Annotated in this window: 24 protein-coding genes; 16 read left to right on the top strand and 8 right to left on the bottom strand. The window is 45.7% G+C overall.

Annotation, left to right across the window (positions count from 1 at the left end; genetic code table 11):
- The first annotated feature begins 279 nt into the window (after positions 1-279).
- The 4 genes from QNO02_RS23150 to msrA all read left to right on the top strand — a co-directional run bounded on the left by QNO02_RS23150 (position 280) and on the right by msrA (position 4,505).
- The gene (locus QNO02_RS23150) at positions 280-1,743 is read left to right on the top strand and encodes an RtcB family protein (protein ID WP_289390163.1); all 1,464 of its coding nucleotides are present in this window, start codon (positions 280-282) and stop codon (positions 1,741-1,743) included.
- Positions 1,743-3,047 carry an ATP-binding protein gene (locus QNO02_RS23145; protein ID WP_133385849.1) on the top strand — a complete coding sequence of 435 codons (1,305 nt, stop codon included), beginning with the start codon at positions 1,743-1,745 and terminating at the stop codon, positions 3,045-3,047. Before QNO02_RS23150 ends, QNO02_RS23145 begins: the two co-directional genes overlap by 1 nt.
- A 308-nt stretch (positions 3,048-3,355) precedes the next feature.
- Complete coding sequence (locus QNO02_RS23140; RefSeq protein WP_062835823.1) at positions 3,356-3,613, top strand: GlsB/YeaQ/YmgE family stress response membrane protein; 258 nt, start codon at positions 3,356-3,358, stop codon at positions 3,611-3,613.
- 376 nt (positions 3,614-3,989) lie between these two features.
- A complete protein-coding gene (gene msrA / locus QNO02_RS23135) occupies positions 3,990-4,505 on the top strand; it encodes a peptide-methionine (S)-S-oxide reductase MsrA (RefSeq protein ID WP_133385848.1) in 516 nt (171 codons plus the stop codon).
- A 125-nt stretch (positions 4,506-4,630) separates the two neighbouring features.
- Here the strand turns inward: msrA and QNO02_RS23130 are convergent, their stop codons facing one another.
- Complete coding sequence (locus QNO02_RS23130) at positions 4,631-5,902, bottom strand: PQQ-binding-like beta-propeller repeat protein (RefSeq protein WP_289390160.1); 1,272 nt, start codon at positions 5,900-5,902, stop codon at positions 4,631-4,633.
- Positions 5,903-6,162: 260 nt separating this feature from the next.
- Here QNO02_RS23130 and QNO02_RS23125 point away from each other — a divergent pair, with 260 nt between their 5' ends.
- Positions 6,163-6,759, top strand: coding sequence for a restriction endonuclease (locus tag QNO02_RS23125; RefSeq protein WP_249911922.1), 597 nt, complete (start codon positions 6,163-6,165; stop codon positions 6,757-6,759).
- Positions 6,760-6,971: 212 nt separating this feature from the next.
- Here the strand turns inward: QNO02_RS23125 and QNO02_RS23120 are convergent, their stop codons facing one another.
- A complete protein-coding gene (locus QNO02_RS23120; protein WP_249911923.1) occupies positions 6,972-7,439 on the bottom strand; it encodes a MerR family transcriptional regulator in 468 nt (155 codons plus the stop codon).
- Between the two features lie 225 nt (positions 7,440-7,664).
- Here QNO02_RS23120 and QNO02_RS23115 point away from each other — a divergent pair, with 225 nt between their 5' ends.
- From QNO02_RS23115 to QNO02_RS23105, 3 genes are all read left to right on the top strand, one after another.
- On the top strand, positions 7,665-8,783 hold the full coding sequence (locus QNO02_RS23115) for an NADH-dependent flavin oxidoreductase (protein WP_289390158.1): 1,119 nt from the start codon (positions 7,665-7,667) through the stop codon (positions 8,781-8,783).
- Positions 8,784-8,946: 163 nt separating this feature from the next.
- A complete protein-coding gene (gene brfA / locus QNO02_RS23110; RefSeq protein WP_133385842.1) occupies positions 8,947-9,174 on the top strand; it encodes a ribosome rescue factor BrfA in 228 nt (75 codons plus the stop codon).
- 112 nt (positions 9,175-9,286) lie between these two features.
- Positions 9,287-10,534 carry a DNA glycosylase AlkZ-like family protein gene (locus QNO02_RS23105; RefSeq protein ID WP_289390156.1) on the top strand — a complete coding sequence of 416 codons (1,248 nt, stop codon included), beginning with the start codon at positions 9,287-9,289 and terminating at the stop codon, positions 10,532-10,534.
- Positions 10,535-10,722: 188 nt separating this feature from the next.
- Here the strand turns inward: QNO02_RS23105 and fabV are convergent, their stop codons facing one another.
- The gene (gene fabV / locus QNO02_RS23100) at positions 10,723-11,916 is read right to left on the bottom strand and encodes an enoyl-ACP reductase FabV (RefSeq protein ID WP_249911927.1); all 1,194 of its coding nucleotides are present in this window, start codon (positions 11,914-11,916) and stop codon (positions 10,723-10,725) included.
- Between the two features lie 203 nt (positions 11,917-12,119).
- On the opposite strand from fabV, the gene QNO02_RS23095 reads away from it, so the two are divergent.
- The 3 genes from QNO02_RS23095 to QNO02_RS23085 all read left to right on the top strand — a co-directional run bounded on the left by QNO02_RS23095 (position 12,120) and on the right by QNO02_RS23085 (position 15,015).
- Positions 12,120-13,400 carry an XRE family transcriptional regulator gene (locus QNO02_RS23095; RefSeq protein ID WP_289390155.1) on the top strand — a complete coding sequence of 427 codons (1,281 nt, stop codon included), beginning with the start codon at positions 12,120-12,122 and terminating at the stop codon, positions 13,398-13,400.
- A 281-nt stretch (positions 13,401-13,681) separates the two neighbouring features.
- The gene (locus QNO02_RS23090) at positions 13,682-14,098 is read left to right on the top strand and encodes a hypothetical protein (protein WP_289390154.1); all 417 of its coding nucleotides are present in this window, start codon (positions 13,682-13,684) and stop codon (positions 14,096-14,098) included.
- Between the two features lie 122 nt (positions 14,099-14,220).
- The gene (locus QNO02_RS23085) at positions 14,221-15,015 is read left to right on the top strand and encodes a hypothetical protein (protein WP_289392867.1); all 795 of its coding nucleotides are present in this window, start codon (positions 14,221-14,223) and stop codon (positions 15,013-15,015) included.
- 99 nt (positions 15,016-15,114) lie between these two features.
- Here QNO02_RS23085 and QNO02_RS23080 read toward each other — a convergent pair whose 3' ends face one another.
- Positions 15,115-15,930 (bottom strand): class I SAM-dependent methyltransferase, encoded by an 816-nt coding sequence (locus tag QNO02_RS23080; protein ID WP_289390153.1) that lies wholly within the window; start codon positions 15,928-15,930, stop codon positions 15,115-15,117.
- Positions 15,931-16,003: 73 nt separating this feature from the next.
- Positions 16,004-16,945: a helix-turn-helix transcriptional regulator gene (locus QNO02_RS23075; RefSeq protein ID WP_289390152.1), complete on the bottom strand. Its 942-nt coding sequence runs from the start codon at positions 16,943-16,945 to the stop codon at positions 16,004-16,006.
- 307 nt (positions 16,946-17,252) lie between these two features.
- Here QNO02_RS23075 and QNO02_RS23070 point away from each other — a divergent pair, with 307 nt between their 5' ends.
- The gene (locus tag QNO02_RS23070; RefSeq protein WP_036617092.1) at positions 17,253-18,686 is read left to right on the top strand and encodes a glycoside hydrolase family 1 protein; all 1,434 of its coding nucleotides are present in this window, start codon (positions 17,253-17,255) and stop codon (positions 18,684-18,686) included.
- 164 nt (positions 18,687-18,850) lie between these two features.
- Here the strand turns inward: QNO02_RS23070 and QNO02_RS23065 are convergent, their stop codons facing one another.
- The gene (locus QNO02_RS23065; protein WP_289392866.1) at positions 18,851-19,516 is read right to left on the bottom strand and encodes a phosphatase PAP2 family protein; all 666 of its coding nucleotides are present in this window, start codon (positions 19,514-19,516) and stop codon (positions 18,851-18,853) included.
- A gap of 172 nt (positions 19,517-19,688) precedes the next feature.
- Between QNO02_RS23065 and QNO02_RS23060 the strand changes: the two genes are divergently transcribed.
- Positions 19,689-20,258, top strand: a complete 570-nt coding sequence (locus QNO02_RS23060) for a hypothetical protein (RefSeq protein WP_165980252.1) — start codon at positions 19,689-19,691, stop codon at positions 20,256-20,258.
- 174 nt (positions 20,259-20,432) lie between these two features.
- Here the strand turns inward: QNO02_RS23060 and QNO02_RS23055 are convergent, their stop codons facing one another.
- Both QNO02_RS23055 and QNO02_RS23050 read right to left on the bottom strand, forming a co-directional pair.
- Positions 20,433-21,209, bottom strand: a complete 777-nt coding sequence (locus tag QNO02_RS23055; protein WP_289390151.1) for an AraC family transcriptional regulator — start codon at positions 21,207-21,209, stop codon at positions 20,433-20,435.
- 19 nt (positions 21,210-21,228) lie between these two features.
- A complete protein-coding gene (locus QNO02_RS23050) occupies positions 21,229-21,810 on the bottom strand; it encodes a LysE family translocator (protein ID WP_289390149.1) in 582 nt (193 codons plus the stop codon).
- A 206-nt stretch (positions 21,811-22,016) separates the two neighbouring features.
- Between QNO02_RS23050 and QNO02_RS23045 the strand changes: the two genes are divergently transcribed.
- The 3 genes from QNO02_RS23045 to QNO02_RS23035 all read left to right on the top strand — a co-directional run bounded on the left by QNO02_RS23045 (position 22,017) and on the right by QNO02_RS23035 (position 26,297).
- Complete coding sequence (locus tag QNO02_RS23045) at positions 22,017-23,024, top strand: substrate-binding domain-containing protein (protein ID WP_289390148.1); 1,008 nt, start codon at positions 22,017-22,019, stop codon at positions 23,022-23,024.
- Between the two features lie 91 nt (positions 23,025-23,115).
- Positions 23,116-24,984 (top strand): cache domain-containing sensor histidine kinase, encoded by a 1,869-nt coding sequence (locus tag QNO02_RS23040; RefSeq protein ID WP_289392865.1) that lies wholly within the window; start codon positions 23,116-23,118, stop codon positions 24,982-24,984.
- A gap of 8 nt (positions 24,985-24,992) precedes the next feature.
- A complete protein-coding gene (locus QNO02_RS23035) occupies positions 24,993-26,297 on the top strand; it encodes a response regulator (RefSeq protein ID WP_502921891.1) in 1,305 nt (434 codons plus the stop codon).
- Positions 26,298-26,351: the final 54 nt, after the last annotated feature.

Below are 26,351 nucleotides of genomic sequence, written 5' to 3'. Positions count from 1 at the left end.
AGACACAATAGCATATCCGGCTCATCGTTTCATTGGCCTCATACGGTCGACATAGGGGATAGGCATATCGTTTAGCGGTTTTTATAATCGATATGCGTTCTTCGCTTATATTATAGCGATGGATGACAGACACACAGCATGTTTATGCTGCTCTGTTCTCCGTTATTGTCATTCAGTAGAAGTCATGGGCGATTAGCCTATGGCTTTTTTTAGTTTTATTTTACAGATGAATCAGCAAACCGAATTTGCTGAACGTACAGGAAGGAATAATACACTTTTATGAATACAGAATTTAATTTATTTACTAATCCAAATGAAATCGCAGGTGGCTACCGGCATGAAGTAAAATTGCCTGCAGGCGACCTAACCGTATATGCGGCGCAACAGCTCTTCTCCTCGCTCGATTACAAGGTATTCGAGATGGCAAACAATAATCTGCAGATTCCGGGAATCTCTTACATGAGTTACACGCCAGACGTACACGTCGGTGTAGGTACGTGCATTGGAACGACAGCCGTGTGGGATGCGCAGAGCGGATACGTTTCTCCTTCCATTGTTGGCAGTGACATTGGCTGTGGCATGCGAGTGCATATGACAAACTTGCACAAGGACGAATTGAAAGACATCAAGCTCCGCCGTAAACTCGTCAAGGCCATTGAGAAAGTATTGCCGATGGAGGCAAACCAGCGAGGTCATTACTCGGATATAAGACTGGAGCATATTGTTCGTAAAGGGCTGCATGGTTTACCCAAAAAGTATATTCCGGACAGCTATACACCGAAAAAATCAACCTCGATGACACATGTGGAAAGCAGCAAGTTCAGTTACGATGAGGATGTGTTAAACCACGTTCCTGATATGACGTGGCATCGTTCGCATCGTCAGCTTGGAACACTGGGTGGGGGAAATCATTTTGCCGAGATCCAGGCGATTGAGATCGCTGAAGAGAATCGTGAAATCGCCGAAGCTTGGGGATTGTATGATGGACAAGTCGTGGTCATGATTCATTCCGGCTCTCGTGCATGGGGTGGTTATGTAAGTCAGACGAGTTCGTCAGCGATTGCCAAAGTCATGCAGCGGCTTAACCTGGGTACATCCGATCCCAGACTGGTATTTGCTCCACTGGAGCATGCGGAAGGTCGTCATTATGTGAACATGATGTATTCTGCATTAAATTACGCTGTTGTCAATCGTCATCTGATTGCGTATGCTATTCGCGAAGCATTCCGGGATGTGTTTGGCTCCAAATGTGAATTTCGTACGTTATACGATCTGATGCACAACTATGCCTGGGAGGAATCTCATGTAGACCAAGGCTCCGTTTTTGTGCATCGCAAAGGGGCAACACGTGCGTTGCCGGCAGGTCACCCGGACAATCCAAAGCCTTATCTGGCAACAGGACATCCGGCGCTTATTCCCGGTTCCATGGGAACTGCTTCATATATCATGGTAGGTCAGCCGCAGGGGGCTGATAATTATTATTCAATATGTCACGGTGCGGGTCGCATCCGTTCACGGACGGCAACGAAACGATTGATTAGCGTGGAAGATTTTGCAACGGCACTGGGTGTGGGTACAGAAGATGAGATCGTGGTAAACCAACGCTCACTTGAATCCATTATTGATGAATCACCTCAGGCTTATAAAAATGTAGATGAAATTATAGACAGTGTTACCGGCGCAGGCCTGGCTCAAGTTGTAGCCAAATGCAAACCGCTTGTAGCGGTAAAGGGAGCGAAATAATGACAATAAACGAAAAACAAACAGATCCAACCCAGGCGATCTATACCTATGACGAACAACATGATACCCGAATTCGAGTGGAAGGGTACGCCATCTATTCAAGGCTGATTCGTGGAATCAGTGAGGCGCTCCTCCAGCGCTATGGAGTTGAGTACAAGCTTTATGCCAGTTCTGACCCGAACAATGAATACTGGGAGTTACTCCGGGAAGACTTGCAAAATGGCAGTGACGAAGTGGAATTGGTAGCCCGCATATTCGAGGATTTGGAGCTTCAGACGTTGCATTACGACGATGATGGAGATGTACCCACTTATGGTGTGCATTACTCCATTCGCAATAACGTATTTGCTTATCCGAAATGGGGCGTAGCACTTGTGCGGGTTCCGTTTTTCCGAGAGAACGGGATCTACAGTGAAGACTTTGTCTTTGCCGTCGGTGATGAGGAGATGAAGCAATTTCTGGGAAGTGTCCGGGAACGGGAACGTCAGCAAAATATGAAAAAAGTAACGGTCTACACCGATGCCCGGAATGGTAGCGATCGCCATGTGGAATCCATCACTCGTTCCGTGGGAAGAGAGGATGTTGTTCTCTCGGCACAGATCAAGCAGGATATTTTCCGCTCGCTGGATCAGTTTTTCGAAGCGGATCGTTCTTTTTACCGAGATTATGATATCCCGTACAAACGGGGCATTTTATTGTATGGGCATCCAGGGAATGGTAAGACCACGTTGGTAAAATCCATTGCTGGAAGTATCCCGGGCCCGGCTGCGTATTGGCAGATTACAGAGTATACCAACAGTGAATCGGTGCGTGAAGTGTTCGAGGCTGCCAAGCGGTTGGCACCGATGGTACTGATCATTGAGGACATCGATTCGATGCCGGATGAAGTCCGTTCCTTTTTCTTGAATACACTGGATGGAGCTACGTCCAAAGAAGGCATCTTCCTGATCGGGACAACGAATTATCCGGAGAAAATAGATCCGGGCCTCATGAACCGTGCTGGACGGTTTGACCGAGCTTACGAAATTCCGCTGCCAGATGAAGCGCTGCGCCTGCAATACTTGCGCCAACGAGGCTTCACCGTATTTGCGGGTGAAGAAGGAACAATTGAAGCTGCTCGTCTGACCGACACGTTTTCTCTTGCGCAGCTGGGTGAGTTGTATGTGAGCGTTGCGCTCGAATGGCATCAGAATGGACAGACAGACATTGTAAAAGTCATTCAGTCGATGCGTGGCGAGCTGGATAAGAGCCATAAACATACTTGGCTGGCGCAGCCAGGTAAGGGCCGTGCAGGCTTTTATTGATCAGATCTAACCCATCCATCCTATAATATGACGCAATTTTATAAATAATCCTACCTCAATTGGTGATACTAACCTTGTCTGCTCTAACATACAATGACTTTCGGGAGGTACATAACGCAGCCCTGAGCTGGTGAGATGCCGGAAAGTAACGCGATCTGTTCCATACCTGACTAAGGCTTGTTTTGCAGAGGAAGATGCATGGGGACAAAAGGTAATATGCAAAAATTTTTATGCCAATTGTTTAAATGCTTCTGTAGCGGTTAATAGTAGACAGACAACAACAAAAACTTTAATTAGAGGTGAATGATATGGGTTGGTTATGGTCATTAATTATCGGTGGTATCATTGGATGGTTGGCAGGTTTGATCGTTGGTCGTGACATTCCAGGTGGTGTTATTGGTAACATCATTGCTGGTTTCATCGGTGGATGGTTAGGTGGAGTAATCTTGGGCGATATGGGTCCTGAGATGGGCGGATTCCACATTGTACCTGCATTGATTGGTGCGATCGTTCTTGTAGCCATCGTAAGCTTGATCTTCCGTTCGATGGGACGTAGTCGCGGGTAACCATTTCAAGATAATTTCTTGAATAAGTTGTCAGCCAAATGCATTATCAATGAAGAGGTTGATTGAGAGCCATAACGATGGCTTTCAATCAACCTCTTGTTGTTTTAAAATATATAAAGATATGCGTATTAAGCTATCTATATAAAATGGACTAAACATTTACACGAGAACGTAGAGGACAGAAATAACCTGAAGAAGTGGAGCTAAAAGCTTTCTGCAAGAAAGCTGCTTCGAAAGCATACACTCGCCTTTATCACCAGATTTTCTCCTTGTAAAGCCAAATATAAAAAATCTGGGGATAACAGAGATCAGAAGGTTGTTCTGTCATCGGAGTGGTAAGTGTAAAAGGTAGTTTAGATAAGAGGGGATGAACGGAATGGAAAAAGCTACATTCGCCGGCGGATGTTTCTGGTGTATGGTTACACCGTTTGAAGAACAACCGGGCATTCATGGCATTATATCGGGTTATGCCGGCGGTCACGTCGACAATCCAACATATGAGCAGGTCAAAACCGGGGAGACCGGTCATGTCGAAGTGGTTGAAATTACATTTGATCCAGATGTATTTCCTTATGAACGACTGCTGGAGCTATACTGGCCGCAGATTGATCCCACGGATGACGGAGGCCAGTTCCAGGATCGGGGGACACAGTATCGTACGGCAATCTTTGTGCATAATGAACGTCAACGTGAGCTTGCTGAACAGTCCAAACAGGAACTTGCAGCCAGCGGACGATTCAGTCAACCGATTGTTACGGAAATTCGCGATGCAGCTGTATTCTATCCGGCTGAAGACTATCATCAGGATTACCACAAGAAAAACGAAAAACATTATAAGGAAGACCGTGCGTTATCCGGACGGGACGAATTTATAGACGAGAATTGGAAATAGGATGATTCTATCCTGCCAATGAATAAGCCGGGAGAGCTCCTTATGGAACTCTCCCGGCTTATTATTAGATCGAGTATTTAGTTCGGTTCATTGGTATACGATAAAGAGCCGGAAAGACTCTTTTGTTATTTTGCAGAATTGGACTTCAGTACATATTTGGACAATGTCTCATTGTTCATGGAATAGATGACATCATCGACATAGGTTGAGACACCTTCTAATGAAGGAACTGAGGCACTGGTCGTGTAGATGTGCACGTCTTCCAGCGTCTGAGGATCAAGAATGTATCCTGTTTTGGAAAAATCAAGCTGATACTGACCATCCTGTGTCTGGTCGACATGCATCAATGCAGGCTGTGCGTCTTTGAATGTACGCTCGGTCACTTTACCTTTCATCGTGTACAATTCCAGCTTCTGCCCTGTAAAGACTGTATAACCGTTGCCAGCTGTCTGAATGTAGGCATCACCAGCAATGGCACGTCCCCAAGCAAGCTTGCCATCGATGCCAAAGCCCATCAGTCGGTTACCTGTGTTCTCAAAATTGGCGCGCATAATGATGGAACCATCGTCCAGAATGGCCAGGGATTCACCGCCGCCATCTCCTAATGTATTTGCATTGGCAGGGAATTGGTAGAAGGACAGACGATTCAACGTACGATCATAGATCTCCACTTTGGGATTCGCAGCTTGCTGCCAGAAGTTGCCTACCTTGGTTTGTTTACTGGCATCCACTACAATTCGACCATGGTCAGCCTTAAGCACGTTGCCGTTGATGGTCTTTTCGGTAATCAGCTTGCCCTTTTTGTCATATAACGAGATGTTGGAGCGAACCGAACCATTCGATTGCACGCCCTGACTTGAAGCAACCATCAGCGTATCGTTATCCAATAGGGATATGCTTGCAGGTGAATTCACCGTTTTGACCCAGTTGGTTTTACCGGATGTATTGAATGAGTACAATTTTTTGGTTTTGTCCGAATATTCCATATACACATAAGCTGTACCGTTGCTGGCATATACCGAATCGGAGTAGGTGGTATAAGGACCACTTTTCTCATGGAATATCGTATTCCACTTCAATTGTCCAGTTGTAGCATCGAATGCTTGGAGAGAGTCCAGTTGCCAGTCGAGTGTTGTTTTGCTGCTTGTTTTGGTCACGGGCTGGGAGGCATGTACATATACAAGATTTTTGGATGGCACGGCATGGATTCCCTTAATCAGAACATCTTTCTCTGTATTAGCTTCAGATAACATCAGGGAAGATGACGTCCAAGCCGGTTCGGGCATGGATTCGGTTGAAGCAGCGGCGTAACCTGTTGTATTCATGGTGAAGAGGAGCATGCCGCTAAAAATGAGGGCAGCCAATGTTTTGGACTTGTGTTTGGTCAATGTATGCAAGTGATAAACCACCTTTCTTCTTCGGTTCAAATAGAACCGATTGTTGAATTTTACCATTGAAGTGAAGTGGAATTCAACCGAACACACTGTAACCTTTTATCATTGGTTTCTCGAAATAACCATGTTTGAAGAAGTGTTGCGGTTACAGGGAATTCATCTTCTTTCGATGAAGGTGGAAGTCTGATATATTTAGTGCGGTGACAAGCCATATCTGCGTAAGACGTTGGATAGAACATAGGAAATGAACAAGGAGAACAGCTATGAACTGGAGTGAAAATGTGACCCTATGGGTCATAGGAATTATTGTCATATTACTACTGCTGGCCTGGATTATTCGGCGTGTTATCGGGCGCGGACAACGGATACGAAGTGAAGCCAATCCTCGTAAGATCACAATAAAGGACATCGACAAGATGGAGGATGGTTCGGAATTTGAATTATATCTCTATCATTTATTCGAAGAGCTCGGGTACGATGAGGTGCATAAGACAACGAGCAGCCGGGATTTTGGGGCAGATCTGGTGTTTGTTGATAGGCTAGGCAGACGAAGTGTGATACAAGCGAAGAGATATGGTGCGAACCATCCGGTAGGATTGAGTGCAGTGCAGGAGATATATACATCGATGCGTTATTATGAAGCCGACCGTTCCATTGTATTAACGTCATCTCGTTACACCGAAGCCTGTCGGACGCTTGCAGCAGTTAATGGAGTGAAGCTGCTGGACCGGGAAGACCTGATGGAATTAATTCTGTTATTCAAAGCCAGAAGAGTGGAAGAAGCACTGGAACTGATCGAAGAAGATGATCACGAACCAATCGAGACGTGGCAGTCCCGGCGAAAGCGGCAATCCCGCTAGGTTGCTTTGTATTACTGTGCTCTAACGTAGATTTTTTTAAATATAATCAAAAGTAGTAATGTAGTCAGGATTAACGTTTTAAACTGTGGAGACTCCCTCAAAAAAACGGATGACTGGGACAAATGCAGATTTTAAAACGATTATAACCAATCGCTAGGTAGATACAGGCGACTGGTTATTTTTCTGGATAGGTATTTCGAGCTCTTGTTTGTTCATCTGTTAGTTGTAGTATTCCGAATATTTGATTCATCCCCCCTGGTATCGACAATGTTCACCTCAAGGCCGTGACATTTAAAATTGTGGTTAGGATTTTTCCTAACCTCATCTTTTTGAAGTTCATACATAGCTAATTTATAATTTATTTCTTCCATATGTTTCAAACTTTCTTCGATTTTCTTTTGTAATTCATTTTTATGTTTCTTTAACATTTCCTCTCTTTCTAAATAGGTGGAGTTCCCCATCTCATAAGATTCCTTGTAGTTTTTAATTTTAGAAAGCGGCATTCCTGTTTCTTTGAGACAAAGAATAAAAGAAATCCAATCGATTTGTTGTTCGGTATAAACTCTATTCCCTTTTTCGTCGCGCGAAATATTCGGTAATATCCCTTGCTCTTCATAAAATCGAAGTGTCTTTGCAGTTATATTATAATTCTCCACCACATATTTCATTGAAAAAAACATCTGATCGCCTCCATAGTTACAGTTACTGTAACTGTTATTTTATCACAATAGAAAATTATTAAAAGTAAATCGTTTTAAATTGCGTGTCAAATTCCTACTTTACTTCCCCTTAGGTTAACCTGATATTCTTGAGTAGAACTTGTGATTGGGATGAATGAGATAGGGTTACCTTCATCTGTTCCATACATAAGCACTTAGAAATCAAAATATAAAGGAGAACGTACAATGAGTAAATTTAATAACTTGTTTGAACCTTTTACATTCAATAAAGGGATTACATTAAAGAATAGAGTGGTTATGTCTCCGATGACGACATGGTCAAGCAATGATGATTACACGATTTCCGATGAGGAAGTTGCATATTATAAAAAAAGAGTGAATGGTGTAGGTTTAGTTATCACGGGCTGTACTCATGTCCTACCCAATGGTATTGGATTTACACATGAATTCGCTGCATATAATGATTCATTTATCCCTAGTCTAAAAAAATTGGCAGATGCTGCTAAGAGTGGAGGAGCTCCAGCAATTCTTCAATTGTTCCATGCTGGAGATAAAGCGATTGCTGAATTAGTTCCTAATGGTGACGTGGTTAGTCCGAGCGGTGTTGCTCTGACTGAAGCAGTACCCCCTAGAGAACTCACACATGAAGAAATTCTGGAAATTATACATGCGTTCGGTGAAGCTACAAGACGTGCAATTGAAGCTGGTTTTGATGGTGTTGAACTCCATGGAGCCCACGGTTTTTTACTTCAAAGCTTTTTATCTCCATTCTTCAACAAACGTCAAGACGAATGGGGGGGATCACTGGAAAAACGTCTGAGTTTTCCACTAGCTGTTATTCGAGAGGTGAAAAAAGCTATTGAGAGATATTCGACAAAACCCTTTATTTTAGGTTACCGAATTTCCCCAGAAGAACATCAACAAGATGCCCTTAGAATGAAAGATACGTACGCACTGATTGATAAACTGATTGAAGAAAATGTTGATTATGTTCATGGTTCCTTGGTACAAGCCCTTACGTCAAAACCAAAATATAACCAAGATCACAAAAAAACGTATCTTGAGCTGATTGTTGAACATGCGAATAATCGAATTTCAGTAATTGCAGCGGGTTCTTTGGAAAGCCCAGAGGATGTCTCTGAAAGCTTGGAGAAAGGACTTTCATTAGCGGTAATTGGACGTGTATTAATCTCCGATCCAGAGTGGATTGAAAAAGTTCAACAAGGAAGAGGATCGGAAATTCAAAACGTGATTAAATCATCTAACGTTAGAGATCTTATGTTGCCAGCGAAATTATGGGGTGTCATACAAAATGCAGGTCCATGGTTTAAAGTTGAACAATAAAGAAGATGAAAGATCAAAAAAGGCCGCAAATAATAGCGTCCTTTTTTGATTTCAAGAACTTTTGTACTAATTTATCCGCTTCAACAAAAAAGCTTCACCTTCACTTGCGTAGCTGCACATGATATATTGAGTGTATATCAACCAAAGGAGTGTGTGATCCATTATGGCACGTACACAAACACAAAAAGCATTACGTAAAGCAGAGCGGTCAGGTCAATGGTGCTCGGAACAGAGCCGAAGAGTTAACGGAGATTATGGTGCGTTATCCCAGCATGTACGGCTCATGCCTACAAAGCAGGAAAAATTGCAAAAGGTTAAACACAAGAAGCAGATCATCCAGGATGGTAGTGCTTCTTTTTATTTTGTCTGTGAGGCGCCGATTGCTGGATAAGACGATAAAATTCTTTCTTTGGTTGGAAAGTAATCATGTGGACTGTTAAAATCATTCTAATGAATTGGACTATAAATCCTTGTATATCTAATGAAGGGAAGAAACTATACATATGACAACAGCGCTGCACATGAATAAAAAAATCGTTCGGCGTTTTTTACTGCAAACGCAAGCTTTACTTGGACGTTGGCCCGCAGTTTCCTTACCTTCAGGACCGGACCAAGTTTTGAGTTTGATTCGCTCCCTCGGTTGCGTGCAGATCGATCCTGTGGCTGCTGTAACTGGAAACCAGCATTTGGTGCTGGGGGCTCGTGATCCTGGTTATACTGCTGACAGCTTAAATACGCTGCTGAGTGATCACAAGGTGTTTGAATATTTTGCAAATGCTGCCTGTGTCATTCCAATCGAGGATTATGCTCTCTTTGAACCTGTGCGTGCCCGATTAAGGGAGCGTCTGGCTCCGTCCCTGCAAGGTCTGGAGAAAACAGTGCAGCATGTGTTACAACGTTTGAAGGAAGAAGGACCTTTACCTTCCAGAGCCTTCCGTGCTGTTGAGCGGGTAAGTGGTTATTGGGACAGTGCAGATGTGCCAAAGACAAAGGATACTACACTTGCTCTGAATTTACTGTTAGACTCCGCTGTGATTCGTGTGGTGGCGAGGCAGGGGAATGAACGTTATTTTCATATTACCGAATCCGGATTGCAACAACAGGGACTTACGATAAAAGAAGACATCGGTTTATTTGCCCAGAGACAGGCTCTGCTGGATAAATACATTCATGCGTATCGTGTCGTAGATGCCCGTGATCCCCGACTCGGTTGGCTGAAATCTACAGCGGCTGAACGACGCGCCGATATTGCTGCCCGTGTGTCAGATGGGCGAATGATCCCGCTTAAGGTGGAGGACGTGGTGACGCCTTATTATATACGTGCTGAAGATGAGGATTTGCTGCTGCGCATGGAAAGGGAAGAGCCACACTATGATCCATCAGGCCCGGTCCGTTTCTTGCCACCGCTGGACAACCTATTATGGAGAAGAGAACGTATTGTTGATTTATTCGATTTTCATTATAAATGGGAGATTTATACCCCAGAGGTGAAAAGAACCTACGGTTATTATGCCATGCCTATTCTTCACGGTGATCGGTTGATTGGACGTATGGACCCACGACTTGATCGCAAAACCGGAGTACTTACCGTTCGTTTGTTATCGATGGAAGAGACTGCTCCACCTGTGGAGGAATGGATCACGGATTTTCGGGAGGGACTTCAATTCTTTGCGTCCATGCATGGAGCACGTTCCATTACTATCGAGAAGACGGTACCAAAAGAGCTGAAAAAGCTGCTTAAATCGATTTGATTAGGAGATATACGAAAGAATGTATGGATACGGGAGATTGGAATTGTTAAGGGGGGAGGATCTAAAAAGGACAAAAAAGGAGGAGCCAGAGGGCCCCTCCTTCATTGATTTTAAAATCATATTTTTAACATGATATCCGCAAGTTAGCTCTAACGAAAACCTAAGCTCACGTCCACGCAAAAACTTCTTTAGTTCACCAGATGAGGCACTTCAACGTTTGGATCAACATCTGCTTCATAATCCACACCATCGGTTTCAAAACCGAACAGCTGGAAGAATTCGCGACGGTAACCTTCCAGATCAGACAGATCGTAGATGTTCTCTGTGGTCAACTCATTCCAAAGCTTCGCCACTTCTTCCTGAACGTCAGCTCTCATCTCCCAATCGTCAATGCGAATGCGACCTTCTGCATCGGTTGGAACTTCCCCTCCTGCATACAGGCGATCAGCGAACAGACGATGCAATTGCTCGATGCATCCCTCATGCAAGCCTTTTTCTTTCATGACTTTGTACAATGCTGAGATGTACAGCGGCACCACTGGAATCGCGGAGCTGGATTGAGTCACCAGCGCTTTGGCTACAGTTACGTAAGCACGTCCACCTTTGGCACTCAGACGATCATTCAGCTTATGTGCAGTTGCTTCCAAATGATTCTTGGCTTGACCGATGGAACCATCACGATAAATGGCATGCGTAAGTTCAGGACCGATATAGGAGAAAGCGATCGTTGTTGCATCGTCAGCAAGCACACCGCCTTGTTGCAGGGCATCCATCCACAGTTCCCAATCGTCTCCACCCATAACGGTTACCGTTTGACGAATTTCCTCTTCGGTTGCCGGCTCAAGAGTAACGGAGCTGATTTCGCCTGTGTGGAAGTTTACCGTTTTGTTCGTGTAGGATTGTCCGATTGGCTTCAGCACAGAGTTGAATACTTCCCCTGTGTTCGGATCGGTACGGCGTGCGGAGGCTACGCTGTATACAACCAGATCGACTTGACCGAGTTCACTGCGAATCAGTTCAACGGCTTTGTCTCGTGTTTCGTTTGCAAATGCATCACCTGTAATGCTGTACGATTTCAGGCCTGCTTCCTCAGCGGCTTTTTCGAATGCAGCGGAGTTGTACCAACCTGCTGACGCCGTACGTTTTTCTGTAGAACTGCTCGGACGGTAAATGCCGACTGTATTCGCTCCCGCTCCAAAAGCAGAAACGACGCGTGACGCCAGACCGTATCCGGTGGAAGCACCGATCACGAGTACATTACGCGGTCCTTTCAGCTCAGGCTGGGATTTCACATAATCGATCTGTTCCTGCACTTGGGCAGCGCAACCTACAGGATGGGAAGTGGTACAAATAAAACCACGTGTTCTTGGTTTAATAATCATTTATTTGCATCCTTTCATATTCAGCTCATGTTTCAGCATTTCGATAAAATGCTCTTACACATACTTTCTTATTGTAAAACAATTACCTCGGAAACGGAAACCGTTTCGTTTGATTTCGCCGGAAGGGTGGCGTTATATCTCTAATTTTGCGATGATGTGAATAGAATGTACTCGCTTGTTAGGATAGAAAGGACAGGGATACCATGCTGAAGGAACGGATTGAACTGCTAAGCAAAAGAAAACAAATCTCCCGTAAAGACCTTGTGGAAGGTCTGGTCACGCAGGCCCACTTTGCCAATATCCTGGCTGATCGTTATCCGCTACCTGAGGACTTGGCAGAAGCCATCGCCGGGCGTCTCGGGGTATCCCCTTCCTATATTCTAAAAGCTGCGGCTCAGGACGAGGAAACACTCGAACGTGCAGAGTTTATTTTCGAACAAATGTCTGTTCCAGCGTCGGCGATATCCGAAGAAACGGTGCATGCACTGGCAGATCGGGATGACACGCTGACCGTCGAGCTGACAACGGCCTTGATGAAGGCGGTCTATTATCAACAATTAAACGATGCAACGGCTCATGAGTATATACATACGTCCTACCTCAATTTTTACCTGGAAAAATACGGTCGTCCAGACGATATTGATCTGCCGCGTCCGTTAGTCAAGGCACTTTTGTTCTATAAAATACAATATTATCGCTCCAAAATGGCTTTTGTAGATGTACTAACTCATGCAACCAGGCTCAGTGAGTTGGCGCTTCCTGGCAGTGAATTCTGGCTGTCTGTGCAAAATATCAAGATGGAAGCCTACATTCAGGTCAAACAGTATGAAGAGGCAAAACAGGTATTTGAGCTTACGATGCGTCATGTCTATGATCAGCGGATGTTCCATCGGTTGTCCGGGTTATATGTAGCATATAGTGGCTATTGCTTCGCAATGGGGCTGGTTCAGGAGGCACTCTCGGCATTAACAATGGCGGAGGCAAACCTCGTGTATGCCGGCAACCAGGGAGATCTGGTAACGGCGATTGCGAACAATCGGATAGTCATGTTAACGATGACAGGTGAACTGGATCAGGCACAGACGGAGATTGAACGATTCGAGTCGCTATTGCAGCAGGAAACGGAAGAAACACAGCTCGCGATGCGACCGCTCGTCAGTGTATATCGATGCGAAGTGGCTCTGGCGCGGAAGAACTGGGGCGTGCTCGCGCAAAGTGTAGATCAACTTTTGAAATGTGCAACCACACAGGACCAGCAGATGAGCGCAACCTTCTACCAGAGCCATCTGGCTCTTGCGCATGGAGATCGCGAAGTTTTCATGGAGCGGGCACTTGCGTGTCTGCCTTATTTTGAATCCGCGCAGCATGTCCTGCGGCTTGAACCGTTATATGAGGGGATGGCCGTAGTATCCGAGGATCAGCGGAAATACAAGGAAGCAGCCATGTATTATCGGAAACTGGTCTATCTGTTACGCAAAAAATAGAGTGGAAATCGGCTTGGAAGAGCCTGATTATGGCATGATTTGGTGCATTGCCAAAGCACTTGGCACAAAATATAGCTGCCAATCGTGAAATGAAGATCGGATTAGCAGATTTTTTTTGCGGAATTAGCATACTTCCTTACCAAAGAAACGATTATCCGGTAATTCAATTACCGGATTTTTCGTTTTTTTTGTATGCCGCCAGAAGGGTATTCAAGGACAAGCAGCCGTGTTTATAATTTAACTATAATATAAAAACAAATAAAACAAATGAGGTGTTTATTATGGGATGGTTCGGTAAAAAGAACAAACAGGAAGATGCGATTGCTAAAGCGGATAAAATGATGAATAAAGGACTCACTGGCATGATGATGAAAGGTTTTGTATCCAAGGAACATCGGGAGGCGATCAACCAAAGTCTGGATTCGGCAAAGCAGGCACAGTTGGCGGCGAGTGGTTCGCTTCCATTAACGGCAACAGCAACGGTGGTGACGATCACCGATACAGGCAAACTGATCAACTTTGATCCGATTGTTGTACTTGTATTGGATGTGACAGAGACAAACGGTAACCAGTATCAGCGAACATTGGAGACACTGGTGTCCAAAATGCAGATTCCGCGAGTTGGAGATCGGGTGGGATTGGGCCAGAATCCATCGAATCCGTCCGAACTGATCTACATGGGTCTAGTATCCATCTAGAAGGTATTTGGTTATAGACAGCGATACTCTATTTGAATAATGCGTATAACAACGATTAATGGATATATCATTAGAGGTTTTGATAGAGATATTAAGAGAAGGATTAAGAAAGGGTGGATCATATGGTAGGTTTCCTGAGATTGATTGGCGTATTAACGGTGTTCGGAGTGGGGTTCTCCCCATTTCTGGCACAGCAGCTGTGGAACGATCCATTTATGATTATGCAGGCATGGTGGTATACTCCGGCAATCTTTGCCGGGTTTGCACTGATCTTTGTTCCTGCGATTTTGAGCAATATTTTTGGCGTAGGTCGAGTGAAGACAGGTTTACCAGCAGTTGGGGTCATTAAAACTATACAACAGACAGGTACGTATATTAATGAACAGCCTGAGGTTCGATTGGGTCTGACGGTGTCGCGTAAGGGGCGTGAGAAATACGATACCGAGATGAAAGCCGTCATTCCGCTGACATCCATGGCACAGTTTCAGCCGGGCAGTTTTATTCCGTTAGTGGTCTCCGTAAAGGATGAGCGCAAGGTAGGGCTTGATATGAAGGGGCAATTATCACAGGAGGATATGCAGCAATTGTTGGATGAAAAGATGGTACAGCAAGGGGTATCACCTGAAATGATAGACATTGCAAGAACAGGGGAAAAAGCGATGGCCAAGATCCTTGATGTCACTCCACTTGGGAGTGGAGGCAGTAATAAGATCAAGCTTCAGCTCAAACTCAGCATAACAAAGACGAACGGTGAAACCTTCAATGTGACAACGCAAAAAGAGATTTTGTCATCTGCGCTGCCCCAGGTGCAGCAAGGTCATATCATTAACGTCATTTATTCAAGACAAGACCCAACAAAATTGGTGTTGGCATTGAATGTACAGGAGCGACAATTAAGTGACTTGTTCTCCTCCTGATGATGTAGACAAAAGGAGGACCTACAGATCATGTTTATGACGTGTAGGTCCTCCCTATTGCATTTGGTATGTACGAGAGATGCAAGCAACGGACTACTTTCAGACAATACCAAGGCGCATGCGATAAGAAAAGAGTACTTTTCTTGATTCTCCGTTAAATACACGATTAGCCAGCGTTCTGAACTCGTCAGCAGCTGTTAATAAATCATCCGCCCCAAGCTTCAACGCCGTTTGCAGCCCGCCTTGGCTTAGGGCGAGATTGACGTATCGATCGGCAGTGAATGTCTCGTGGTGATGAAACACGATTTCCCGCACATATCGGAACAGACCGGACTCCTGAATCTGCTGCAAATGCCCATCCTTGCTCCATTTATGTGCCTGGCTATCCTGGGGAGCCAGACTGGCTGCTCGTTGATCTGCTTCTTGATTCAGCTGCAGATAGGCTTGTTCTAACTGCCAGTCTAACATTGGTGGCCAGTCGCAATCGTAGGCTGCAAATATGCCCCCTGTGCGAAGTACACGTGCAAACTCGCGTAGTGTGGGTTGCGGCTCCATCCAGTGGAATGATTGGGAGCAGGTAAGCACATCAACACTGCCATCTGGTAGTCCGAGGTCGTGAGACAAGCCGGACACAAACCGCAGGTTATCCGGCTTCCCGGCAGATTCCCACTTGGATTCTGCTACAGACCTCATGTCATCGCTGGGTTCAAAGCCGATAATGCGTTCTGCCTCATTAAGCCAGATCCACGAGGATAAGCCGGTGCCACAGCCAACATCTGCGACCATACGCGGTGTGCTGCCAAGATATGTCGTTAGAATATCCACGACTTCAGTGGGAGCGGCTGGTCGGTTCTGATCGTATAACGTACCAAAACCTTTGAAACGTTCCACATTGTTGCGTCTAATGTCTTGCATGAATAAACCTCCTTCGGTCAGATGGATGACGGAGAGTCAGCTGTGATCAAAAGTTGTATAGGCCTATATTATATCATTCATTGTTGGGAAGTTTGTTCATGACGTTCTGCAAATGTTCAACGGCTTTGATATGACGTCTGAGCAATTCCTGTCCTACATGAACAGGATCGATTACGGTCAGCTCGGAACCAAATGACAGCAGGAAGGAGTAGAGCCATTCCCCTACATTCAGTTCGAGAGACACACGGAGCCTGCCATCAGGCTCTTTTTTAATGAGGGACGGTTCGAAAAAATCATGTACTCGGTATGCAATGGTGCTGGAAAACGAGAGTGTCAAAGGAGTCAGGGCTGGAGCTATCTCTGATTCAGGGTGGGTTGACCCCGCATCAACAGGGTGATCGTGTTTTCTCGTTAGAAAAGTCAATTGGGTGATCCGTTTCATCTTAAATGTCTCGAATTCTCTCCGATCAGGGTCATCATGGATATATCCTTTGAAGTACCATGTACTGTTTTTGAATATAAGTTTCTGTGGCTCCACGGTTGGAATGCTCTTCTCACCATCCGAATTAACATAATGAAACGTAATCAGTTGATTCGTTAATATGGCTTGTTTCACCTGATTGAACAGTTCTCTCTCTTGCAGGGGGATGCTGCCCCATGGTGAGAAATTGAATTCGATCCAATCCAGCTTGTGATCAAACAGAGCGGTCAGCCGTTGCAGCATATGAGCACTATTAAGGTGTGGGATCGCACTGATGCTGTATAGTCCCATCAAAATTTCGTTCTGGTCTTCTTCCGACAACAGGGACTTGTCCATGACATAGTTGTCCATCAGATGGATACCGCCATGTTTGCCGGTTGTCGTATAGACGGGAATGCCCGCAGCGCTCAACCGGTCGATATCACGGTACACCGTGCGTACAGAAATCTCGAACATACGGGCGAGTTCTGGTGCGGTGGCTTTCTTTTTCTCCAATAACAAAAGCAACATTCGAAATAGTCGGTTATTTTCCATGCTCTGATTATACCATGACAATAGGTGTCAGGGTATGGATGGTACACTGGTATAAAAGTCTTACCAAGACATTTTGACTCAGATTTATAATTTGTTCTTCATTTATTGCGAAGTAGTGAAGGGGACGATATCGATTCTGAAAAAACGAAGTGTTCGCATTTATCATCGGATTTTTCCATCTAAAAATGGGAATAAAAGAAATCCGAGGATAACAGCGATCAGAAGAACGATTCGTGACCGGAACGGCTACTCGCATAATATCAGCACTTTATATCGAAATGAGTTAAATATGAAGGAGGAACTGGTCATGACAATGAAAGAAGGATTTTACTGGGGTGGCGCAACGGCTGCCAATCAATTCGAGGGTGGATGGAACCAGGGTGGCAAGGGGCCAAGCACGTCTGACATGATGACAGGGGGAACCCACACGATTCCACGCCGGATTACACCTGTACTGGAAGAGGGCACGTATTATCCGAGCCATGAAGCGGTTGATTTTTACGGACACTACAAAGAAGATATTGCCATGATGGCAGAAATGGGATTCAAAATGTTCCGCATGTCCATCAACTGGTCCCGAATCTATCCGAACGGTTACGATCTGGAGCCAAACGAAGAGGGGTTGCAGTTCTACGATAATGTTTTTGCCGAGTTGAAAAAGTACAATATTGAGCCGCTCGTAACGATCTCCCATTATGAAACGCCATTTGGTCTGACGCAGAAGTATAACGGCTGGGCTTCCCGTGAAGTTATCGATTGTTATATCCGTTATTGTACAACCCTGTTCAACCGTTACAAGGATCAGGTCAAATACTGGCTGACGTTCAACGAAATCAACTGTCTGACGATGCCGATGGGTGCTTATATGGCTGCAGGTATTCTGTTTGAAGGCAAAGAGACGCTGGTCGACGGAGTGGATGATCCACAGACTCGTTTCCAGGCATTACATCATCAATTCGTTGCGAGTGCTAAAGCGGTGAAGCTGGGACATGAAATTAACCCTGATTTCCAGATCGGCTGTATGGTCGCTTTTATGACAACCTATCCAAATACTTGTAACCCGGACGACATGCTGCTTGCACAGAAGAAAGACCAAATCTCCAATATGATCTGCGGTGATGTACAGGTTCGTGGAGCATATCCTGGATTCGCCAAACGTTTCTTCGCCGAAGAAGGTATCCAGATCGAGATGCAACCGGGAGATGAGCAGACTTTGCGTGAAGGCTGCGTAGACTTCTATTCCTTCAGTTATTACATGTCTCTGGTTGAGAGTGCGGACGAGTCCCTCGAGAGAGCAGAAGGTAATCTACTGGGCGGTATCAAAAATCCATATCTCGAAGCTTCCGACTGGGGTTGGCAGATCGATCCAAAAGGACTGCGTTATACACTGAATCATCTGTATGATCGTTATCAGATTCCACTGATGGTGGTTGAGAACGGTTTGGGTGCTGTCGATGTGGTAGAGGAAGATGGCTCCATTCAAGATGACTATCGCATTGATTATCTGAAAGGTCACATTGAACAGATGAAAGAAGCGGTAGCTGACGGCGTAGATCTGATTGCCTACACCATGTGGGGATGTATCGACCTGGTTAGTGCATCCACTGGAGAGATGAAGAAGCGTTATGGCTTCATTCATGTCAACAAGGACAACGATGGTAATGGTGACTTAAGCAGAACACCGAAGAAGAGCTTCCACTGGTACAAAAAAGTTATCGAATCCAATGGTGAAGAGTTATAAGTTGGTGTGAAAAAACCAGATCGGTCTGTTCCCTTAAATGGGACAAGCGGTCCATGTAGTCCTGAACGAGTTCAGGACTACTATATATGAATATAAAAAATACCCGGTTATCCTTCAGTTAAGGAAAGCCGGGTATTTCTTTGTGTAGTTCAATAGCGGACCGCCTAGGCGAGCCTTCTGCTTTGCAGTTGGGACATGCGCTCCAAATGCCGCCGGTAAAACCATATGCATGTGGAGAGCCAGCAACCACTCAAGAAGTATCCTCCGACGATATCACTTGGATAATGCACACCCAAGTAGATACGACTTATACCAATGGTCAGTATAAATACGGCGCTGGCAATAATCATCAGCACACGGCCCGTAACAGTGGGTACATGTTTCCAGATCAGAAAGGCCAATCCACCATACAGGCTAAATGCGGCCATGGAATGCCCACTGGGGAAGCTGTAGCCGCTCACTTCGATGATCCGGTTAATGGTAGGTCTAGCACGCTGGAATATCATTTTGAGCAATGCATTTAACAGGGTTGAACCTGCGAGCACACAAGCCAGGAAGAGCAGTTCGCGTTTGTGTCGCAGATAGACGTATAACACAATCATGGCGATGATGGTAATGAAGACCACAGGCATTTCACTGCCGATCCAGGTAAAAAGGTGCATGAATTGCGTCATGCCGGGGGACTCCAACCCCTGAATCCAGCCGATCAGCGTATCATCAAATCGATGAATCTGGTTGTCACTGATGGACAGGGCGATGCTTACAAAGGCGATCATGCATAACGCTGCAACGAGCAGCGGGAATGAGATATTCTTTTTCCAGTTGTGCATCAAATGTTGAGTTCCTCCGTGATAGTTGATTTCGTATGTTGTGTCCTTGCGTATGTCGGACATAACGATATTTATATTATGCTATAATTTTACAATAAATATAGCAGCAATAAAAATATGTAACCTTAACAACGCTTATTTAAGCAGAGAATGTAGGAGGGGAGCAGTCGGAATGAAACGATGGTTGGTGATGTGCATGTTGATCTTACTGTTGGTTACGTCTGGGTTAGCTCTATTTCCCGGAGAGAAAGTGTATGCTTGCAGTTGTGTCGAGAGTGATGTTCAAAAGAGATTGGAAACGTATACCACGGTATTTACAGGAAAAGTAGTGAAGAAAGGCGGATCGCAGCTATACCGGTATAATGGCGTAAGAGAGTATACCTTTGATGTAGATTCTGCATGGAAGGGAGTCAGTGCCAAAAAGATGAAAATTGTGGGGAAGGACGGTGGGTCTGACTCCTGTGGCATTCAATTTGAAAAGAATCAGTCCTACCTGATCTTTGCCAGTCTAGATGAACGAGACAACAGGCTGCATACGAATCTGTGCAGTGGCAATGTTCCTGTTGAACAAGCCGGGGACGATCTGAAATTGCTTGGCGCGGGCAAGGTTGTAAGTAAAGAAGATTTTGGAGAAACAAATGATGGGCGAAGTGAATATTACCTGCTTATTTTATACGGTGGAGTCATTTTATTGGCAGCGTTGGCAATCGTGTGGATATGGAAACGAAAGAAAAGAATCTGATTGCAGGTCTAATGAAATTTGAAAGTTGGATTGTATAACATAAGGTTTGTATGACAAAAAAAGAAACTAATCCCCGTACAGAGTGTTAAGGTACATTAACGTTCTATACGGGGATTTTCAGGATTGGCGTCAAAATTGTATCCAATTGGAGCAGGGACTATCGATCTTATGAAACTAGTTTAGCTGCAACATGTATTCATAAGCTGTGACGCCAAATACCCGTTTGAAATGACGATTCAGATGGGTCAGATCAACAAATCCGCAATCGGCAACAGCAGTATATACGTCCTTGTGTGTTTCGATGGATTGACGGGCACGCTCTACCTTGCAGTTTAAGAAAAACTGGTAAGGGGATATGCCGGCTTGTGCCTTGAATTCACGGATAAATTGAAACTTGGACATGCCAAATTCGGAGCTCAGGTTGTCCAGCTTGAGTACATCTTCGGTGCTGCAAAACATGATTTCCTTGGCTTTGCGGACCAGGTTGTCCTGAGGCAACCAGAGCTTGGTGTCCATTTCCTTCTGAGCCAGAAGGTGAACCAGATCGAAGACCCGTTCGCTGCACTCGGCTTCGTCCTGTCTGAGTTGAACGGCGTCGTTCAGCATCAGGATCTTACGTGCAAGCTCGGGATCATAGACGATGGGACTTCCAAAACGCAATTCCTTTTTGCCTATAATCTCCTCAACCAATTCAGGCTTCAAATACAGCATCACATAATCAATGCCAGCCTTATCATAGGAGCTTCCGTCATGAGACTGTTCGCGGTTAAACAACATCACACCATTTTGGTGAGAAGCCTGATATTGTCCGTCGAGGTTGTATTGTTGAATGCCGCGCAGCGTTACGCCAACTGCATACTCTTCGTGGCAATGTTTTTTATAAGTGAAATCGGTAAAGCTGGCGGATAGTGCCAGCACGTCTTGCGACTTTTTATAGTTAAACCGTTCCATGCAGCACACCTCCCAAGCTTTAGATCAATCCGGAGACTATAATGGCTGAGTATAACAAAAAAAGGGCCATGAGAATACTCAGTAATTTTTGGTGCCGATTTAGCAACGTTTTGAAAACCGTACCAAAAACAACCCAACTGGAATAGGCCAGAAAACCAATGAATGTAATGAGCAGCACGAACAGAAACGATGAGAATGAACTTTGATAAAAGGGCAATACATAACTTGGAATGACCGTGAAAGTAAACAAGACCACCTTTGGATTCACAAATTGCATGATGAAACCGTTCCAGAATCCGGTAACTTGTTTCGGTGCATCCTCGGTGGTACCCATCTTGTAGATCTGGTACGCCAGATACACCATGTACAGACCGCCGACGATCTGCATCACCTTCAGAATTCCGGGCAACACGCCCGCAAGAAGATGATTAAGAAACGCTGATGCGGTAAGCAGCAGACCAAATGCCAGTGTAGCTCCCCAGACATAACGCATTGTTTTTCGTGCGCCAACGATCTGTGTAGAAGAAAGAATTACGATATTGCTGGGGCCGGGTGTGAATGTAACAACGATGCAGTAGATTAAAAAAGATGCAAGATTCATAATGATGATGCTCTCCTCTGGTTGTAGTCTAGTTCCATGATCATACGTCCAGAGGGAGAAACCATATAGTACATTATTGCAGCAGATACACGGTTGGCAACAGGAGCTTGCTTATAAAAGATAAGGAGTAGTTTTCTTTTTGAATGATTGCGTTTACAATTTAGACGATGTACAAGGTGATAAGACCACTTGAGGAAGTGAACGGAATGAAAAAAATGCTGCTGGTATACATTTTACTAATCTCAGCCTTTGCATTGTATGTGTTGAGATTCGAATACACCAGTCAGGTAAACAGTTCTTGGGAGGACCGGGGGTTGCGCGGCGATATCGGAGAAACGTATATCATGATTACATTCCAGTCCGGGCTGGAGTATTGGAAAAGCCCGCTCAAAGGTTTCGAGGATGCCGCGGATGCGCTTGGCGTGACCGTAGAATATCGCGGTGCTACCCGGTATGATGCGAAGGAGCAGACCATGGTGATCGAGCAGGCCATCGCTCGTAAACCGGCGGGTATTGCCATATCTGCGATTGATCCACAATCGCTAGTTCCAGCGATTAACAAGGCAATCGACGCAGATATCCCTGTTGTATTATTTGACGCGGATGCACCTGATAGCCAGGCCTATTCTTTTCTTGGGACAGATAATTACAAGTCGGGTGTAATGGCTGCAGATAAAATGGCTGAACTACTGGGTCGTGAGGGAGAGGTCGCGGTATTAACCTTACCTGGGCAACAAAATCATGAAGAGAGGACGAAGGGTTTCCGCGATACGATCAAGGAGAGATACCCTTCCATGCAGATCGTTGAAGTTGCAGACGGACACGGTGATGCGATGGTATCCAGAGACGAAACACTGAGAATGATGAAGGAACACCCGGAGCTGGCGGGTATTTTTGTGACTGAAGCTACCGGAGGAGCAGGAGCGGGTGAAGCCGTTCAGACTGCCGGGGACAGACATCCATTGCAGATTATTTCGTTTGATACGAATAAGGATACATTGGACATGATCAAGAACGGTACGATCTCAGCTACCATTGCACAGGGAACCTGGAATATGGGATATTGGTCACTCCAATATTTGTTCCATCTGCATCACCAGTTAACGGTCCCTGCCCCATCCTCATCCGGTGAAAATGCACCGCTTCCCGTGATGGTGGACACAGGGATCTCTGTGGTGACACGCTCGGATGTGGATGATTACTATGCCAAATAACAAGGGAGATTTCAAGAGTCCAAGGCCTTGGAGCAGGAGAGCAATTCTCTCCACTTTCAGGAACGGGATTCGGCGTTTACGCTTGCGTAATATGCCCCTCCGCTACCAGCTGATGCTGCTTTTTCTGTTATTCGCCATTGTACCTTCCGTAGGACTTGGGTTGCTTGTGAACTGGACGGTGGAGCGGGTAGTTGAGCGACAGGTTGAAGGTCATACCATGCAGCTGATTGGCAAAGTGAATGAAGCTCTGAACAGCAAAATGGAGAATTTGCAAAACATGACCTACCTGATTGCCTTTAACCCGGATATTGATGCTTTTATGAACGACAAAATGCCACCGAATGATGATGCAGGCATCGAACCGATGAACATGGACACCAATGCCGCAACGGAGCAAAATCGGTTATATGGCATCAAGCAAACCTTGCAGGGGTTCACAACGTTGTATCCTGAAATCGCCGGGATTGTTCTTGTTAATGAACGTGGTGACTATATTAGCAACGAGATGTATCCCCGGGCGGAACAGAGCCTGATCCAGGAAAAATGGTATCAAAAAGCTTCGGCCAATCCGGGCATTTTCATGGTATTGGGTCAGCCAAAAGAGCGTAATCTCACGACACATGTACGGTACAAGGACGATGAGATTGTATCGGTTGCACGTTCCATAACGGATGAAGCGTCAGGACGTGTACGGGGCGTTATTATGATTGATCTTAAACTAAGGTCCGTCTCTCAAGCTGCCCGTAATGTAACCTTGGGGAAATCCGGTTATGTGATGGTAACGGATGCAGAGGGTCACAGTGTATACAAGCCTGAGCATCCGCTAATAGAACACATTCCCACAGACTGGTTCCCCTCCGGTGAGAGTGGAACGTTTACCGCCGAAACAGAGGGTGGAACGTTATTATTCATGTACCAGTCGTCTACCTTTACGGGTTGGAGAACGGTAGGGGTATTTCCCACAAGAGACTCGATCTCCGAAGTGCGCCAGATCCAGTTTTACGTGGTTAGCTTTGTATTTGTGGTGTGTTTGTTCGGCCTGAGCGCCTCTTTATGGTTCTCCCGTTCTATTGCTCAGCCCATTTTCCGGCTGATGTCCTATATGCGCAGGGCGGAGACCGGCAATCTCAGACCAGGCCGCTGGAGTGATCGCGCTGACGAGATTGGTATGCTTGGCAACAGTTATAACCGAATGCTGGCACAGATTAGACAACTGATATCACTAAATGAATTGCGGGAGCGGCAGAAGCGCGACGCTGAAATGCGGAGTTTGCAGGAGCATATCAAACCACACTTTTTGTACAATACCCTGGATACGATTCATTGGATGGCACGCAAAGAGGGTGCAGAAGATGTCTCCGGCATGGTTGGTGCGTTATCTCGATTATTTCGCATAGGGCTTAGTAAAGGACAGGATTATATTCCGCTGCACTCCGAGCTTGAGCATATGACCAGCTATATGCAAATTCAGCAGACACGATACCGCGATCGTCTTCAGTATACATTGAATATTCCAGAGGAACTGCAGGACCTTTTTGTGTTAAAGCTGCTGCTTCAGCCCCTAATAGAGAATGCAATCTATCATGGAATCAAGGGCAGGCGTGGGCCAGGACACATTCGGGTGGAGGCCAGATTGGAACATAACAGACTGCTGCTGACTGTTCAGGATAATGGAGCAGGCATGTCCAACGAACGGCTTGCCGAGATGCAGCATCTGCTCGAAGCTCCTCTAGCAAGTTTGGAAGCGTCTTCGCCTGGGATGACAGGCAAAAGTTATGGAATGTTGAACGTGCAGGCCCGTCTCCGGCTGTCCTTTGGTGATGAGTACGGTATTGAACTGGAGAGCCAGGAAGGGGAAGGAACTCGTGTGACCATCATTCATCCGTTGATGCGAGAGCTCCCACCAATCCAGCAAATCAATAACGAAGAGAGGCAGGAGAATGAATGGGAAAATTCATAAAATCGACCGTGACAACTTCCACTGGGATAGATGAGACATCCGAATCAACCAAGGTAATGGAGATTACGCCGGATAGCCACATGGCAAAAAAATACCGCGTGCTCATCGCGGATGATGAACCGATCATTCGTGAGGGGATTCGGGATGCCATTGACTGGACAACTCTCGGGATGGAAGTTGTAGGTGAAGCGGAAGATGGCGAGGAAGCGCTGGAACGGGCGGCTGACTTGGGGGTGGATATTGTTCTCGTGGATATGAACATGCCATTCCTGAACGGAATCGAACTAATCCGTGCCCTTCAGCAGAAGTGCCCGGGCTGTCGTTATCTGATCATCTCTGGACATGATGAATTTGCATATGCACAGGAGGCGGTGCGTCTTGGCGTAGAGGATTACATCTTGAAGCCTGTGCAAGCAGAACAATTATATGCGGCACTTGAGCGTTTGCATCAGCGACTTACTGAAGAGTACCAGAGGACGGCATATGTACAACAGGCAGCTCATCAGATTGAACGTAATATCCCGCTGCTTCGCCAGCGATTTATGCTGGAGTGGCTGGAGGGGCAGGCTGAAGGGAGAGATCTGACGGAGCAGCTTGTGTTTCTACGTCTGCCCGCGGTTCCACCTGTGCAGATTGGGATTGTGCGCTGGCCTGCCGCTGAAGCGCGTCAGACGATACTGAGAGAGAATGATCGTCAGTTGTTTCTGTTTGCAGTAGAAAATATAGTGAGTGAACTGCTGGCAGACCTGCCGCATGTTCTGTTCCGGGACGTAAGCGGGTTAATTGGCATGTGTCTGTGGCAGGAAGCCCCCGAAGAAATAGAGTCCCTTCTGGAACAGCAGATCAGTTCTTGCCTGAATATTGCTATTCATGCTCATGTGGAGACACATGCAGGGACACTGGAGGAGACGCCGGATACGTACCGTCATTGCCGTGAACGGGTACACGAAGAAGTGCAGTTGTCCCCTCTGGTTCGCCGGGCGAGACAACTTATTCACGAAGAGTATGCCGAGCGGGAACTGACCCTGGAGTCGCTCGCTTCCCGTCTACAAGTATCTGCCGTATATCTTAGTCGTGTGTTGAAGAAAGAGCTGAATGATTCCTTTGTCACGCTTGTCACCCATGCTCGCATTCGCAAGGCTATACAGCTGTTGGACTCAACAACACTTCCGATCCACACCATAGCTGAGCGTGTAGGTTATGACACCCAGCATTATTTCAGTACCGCGTTTAAGAAAACAATGGGCATTTCGCCTGTGCAGTATCGAAAAGACGGAGGGACGGCTTATCGTCCTTCAGCGAATCGAATATAATATGTAGCATATGAGGACAATCAAAAGACTTACCTCAACCGATATAAACGCAAT

Source organism: Paenibacillus sp. PK1-4R, from assembly GCF_030369595.1.
Lineage (GTDB): Bacteria > Bacillota > Bacilli > Paenibacillales > Paenibacillaceae > Paenibacillus.
This window is presented reverse-complemented; position numbering and strand designations above follow the sequence as displayed.

What these genes read in the sequence shown, in the direction of transcription:
- QNO02_RS23050 (WP_289390149.1), bottom strand. Translation starts at nt 21,810, where the DNA reads ATGAATCTTGCATCTTTTTTAATCTACTGCATCGTTGTTACATTCACA.
- msrA (WP_133385848.1), top strand. Translation starts at nt 3,990, where the DNA reads ATGGAAAAAGCTACATTCGCCGGCGGATGTTTCTGGTGTATGGTTACA.
- QNO02_RS23090 (WP_289390154.1), top strand. Translation starts at nt 13,682, where the DNA reads ATGGGATGGTTCGGTAAAAAGAACAAACAGGAAGATGCGATTGCTAAA.
- QNO02_RS23085 (WP_289392867.1), top strand. Translation starts at nt 14,221, where the DNA reads ATGGTAGGTTTCCTGAGATTGATTGGCGTATTAACGGTGTTCGGAGTG.
- QNO02_RS23070 (WP_036617092.1), top strand. Translation starts at nt 17,253, where the DNA reads ATGACAATGAAAGAAGGATTTTACTGGGGTGGCGCAACGGCTGCCAAT.
- QNO02_RS23150 (WP_289390163.1), top strand. Translation starts at nt 280, where the DNA reads ATGAATACAGAATTTAATTTATTTACTAATCCAAATGAAATCGCAGGT.
- brfA (WP_133385842.1), top strand. Translation starts at nt 8,947, where the DNA reads ATGGCACGTACACAAACACAAAAAGCATTACGTAAAGCAGAGCGGTCA.
- QNO02_RS23125 (WP_249911922.1), top strand. Translation starts at nt 6,163, where the DNA reads ATGAACTGGAGTGAAAATGTGACCCTATGGGTCATAGGAATTATTGTC.
- QNO02_RS23105 (WP_289390156.1), top strand. Translation starts at nt 9,287, where the DNA reads ATGACAACAGCGCTGCACATGAATAAAAAAATCGTTCGGCGTTTTTTA.
- QNO02_RS23145 (WP_133385849.1), top strand. Translation starts at nt 1,743, where the DNA reads ATGACAATAAACGAAAAACAAACAGATCCAACCCAGGCGATCTATACC.
- QNO02_RS23040 (WP_289392865.1), top strand. Translation starts at nt 23,116, where the DNA reads ATGCCCCTCCGCTACCAGCTGATGCTGCTTTTTCTGTTATTCGCCATT.
- QNO02_RS23080 (WP_289390153.1), bottom strand. Translation starts at nt 15,930, where the DNA reads ATGCAAGACATTAGACGCAACAATGTGGAACGTTTCAAAGGTTTTGGT.
- QNO02_RS23115 (WP_289390158.1), top strand. Translation starts at nt 7,665, where the DNA reads ATGAGTAAATTTAATAACTTGTTTGAACCTTTTACATTCAATAAAGGG.
- QNO02_RS23140 (WP_062835823.1), top strand. Translation starts at nt 3,356, where the DNA reads ATGGGTTGGTTATGGTCATTAATTATCGGTGGTATCATTGGATGGTTG.
- QNO02_RS23075 (WP_289390152.1), bottom strand. Translation starts at nt 16,945, where the DNA reads ATGGAAAATAACCGACTATTTCGAATGTTGCTTTTGTTATTGGAGAAA.
- QNO02_RS23045 (WP_289390148.1), top strand. Translation starts at nt 22,017, where the DNA reads ATGAAAAAAATGCTGCTGGTATACATTTTACTAATCTCAGCCTTTGCA.
- QNO02_RS23120 (WP_249911923.1), bottom strand. Translation starts at nt 7,439, where the DNA reads ATGTTTTTTTCAATGAAATATGTGGTGGAGAATTATAATATAACTGCA.
- fabV (WP_249911927.1), bottom strand. Translation starts at nt 11,916, where the DNA reads ATGATTATTAAACCAAGAACACGTGGTTTTATTTGTACCACTTCCCAT.
- QNO02_RS23095 (WP_289390155.1), top strand. Translation starts at nt 12,120, where the DNA reads ATGCTGAAGGAACGGATTGAACTGCTAAGCAAAAGAAAACAAATCTCC.
- QNO02_RS23055 (WP_289390151.1), bottom strand. Translation starts at nt 21,209, where the DNA reads ATGGAACGGTTTAACTATAAAAAGTCGCAAGACGTGCTGGCACTATCC.
- QNO02_RS23065 (WP_289392866.1), bottom strand. Translation starts at nt 19,516, where the DNA reads ATGCACAACTGGAAAAAGAATATCTCATTCCCGCTGCTCGTTGCAGCG.
- QNO02_RS23060 (WP_165980252.1), top strand. Translation starts at nt 19,689, where the DNA reads ATGAAACGATGGTTGGTGATGTGCATGTTGATCTTACTGTTGGTTACG.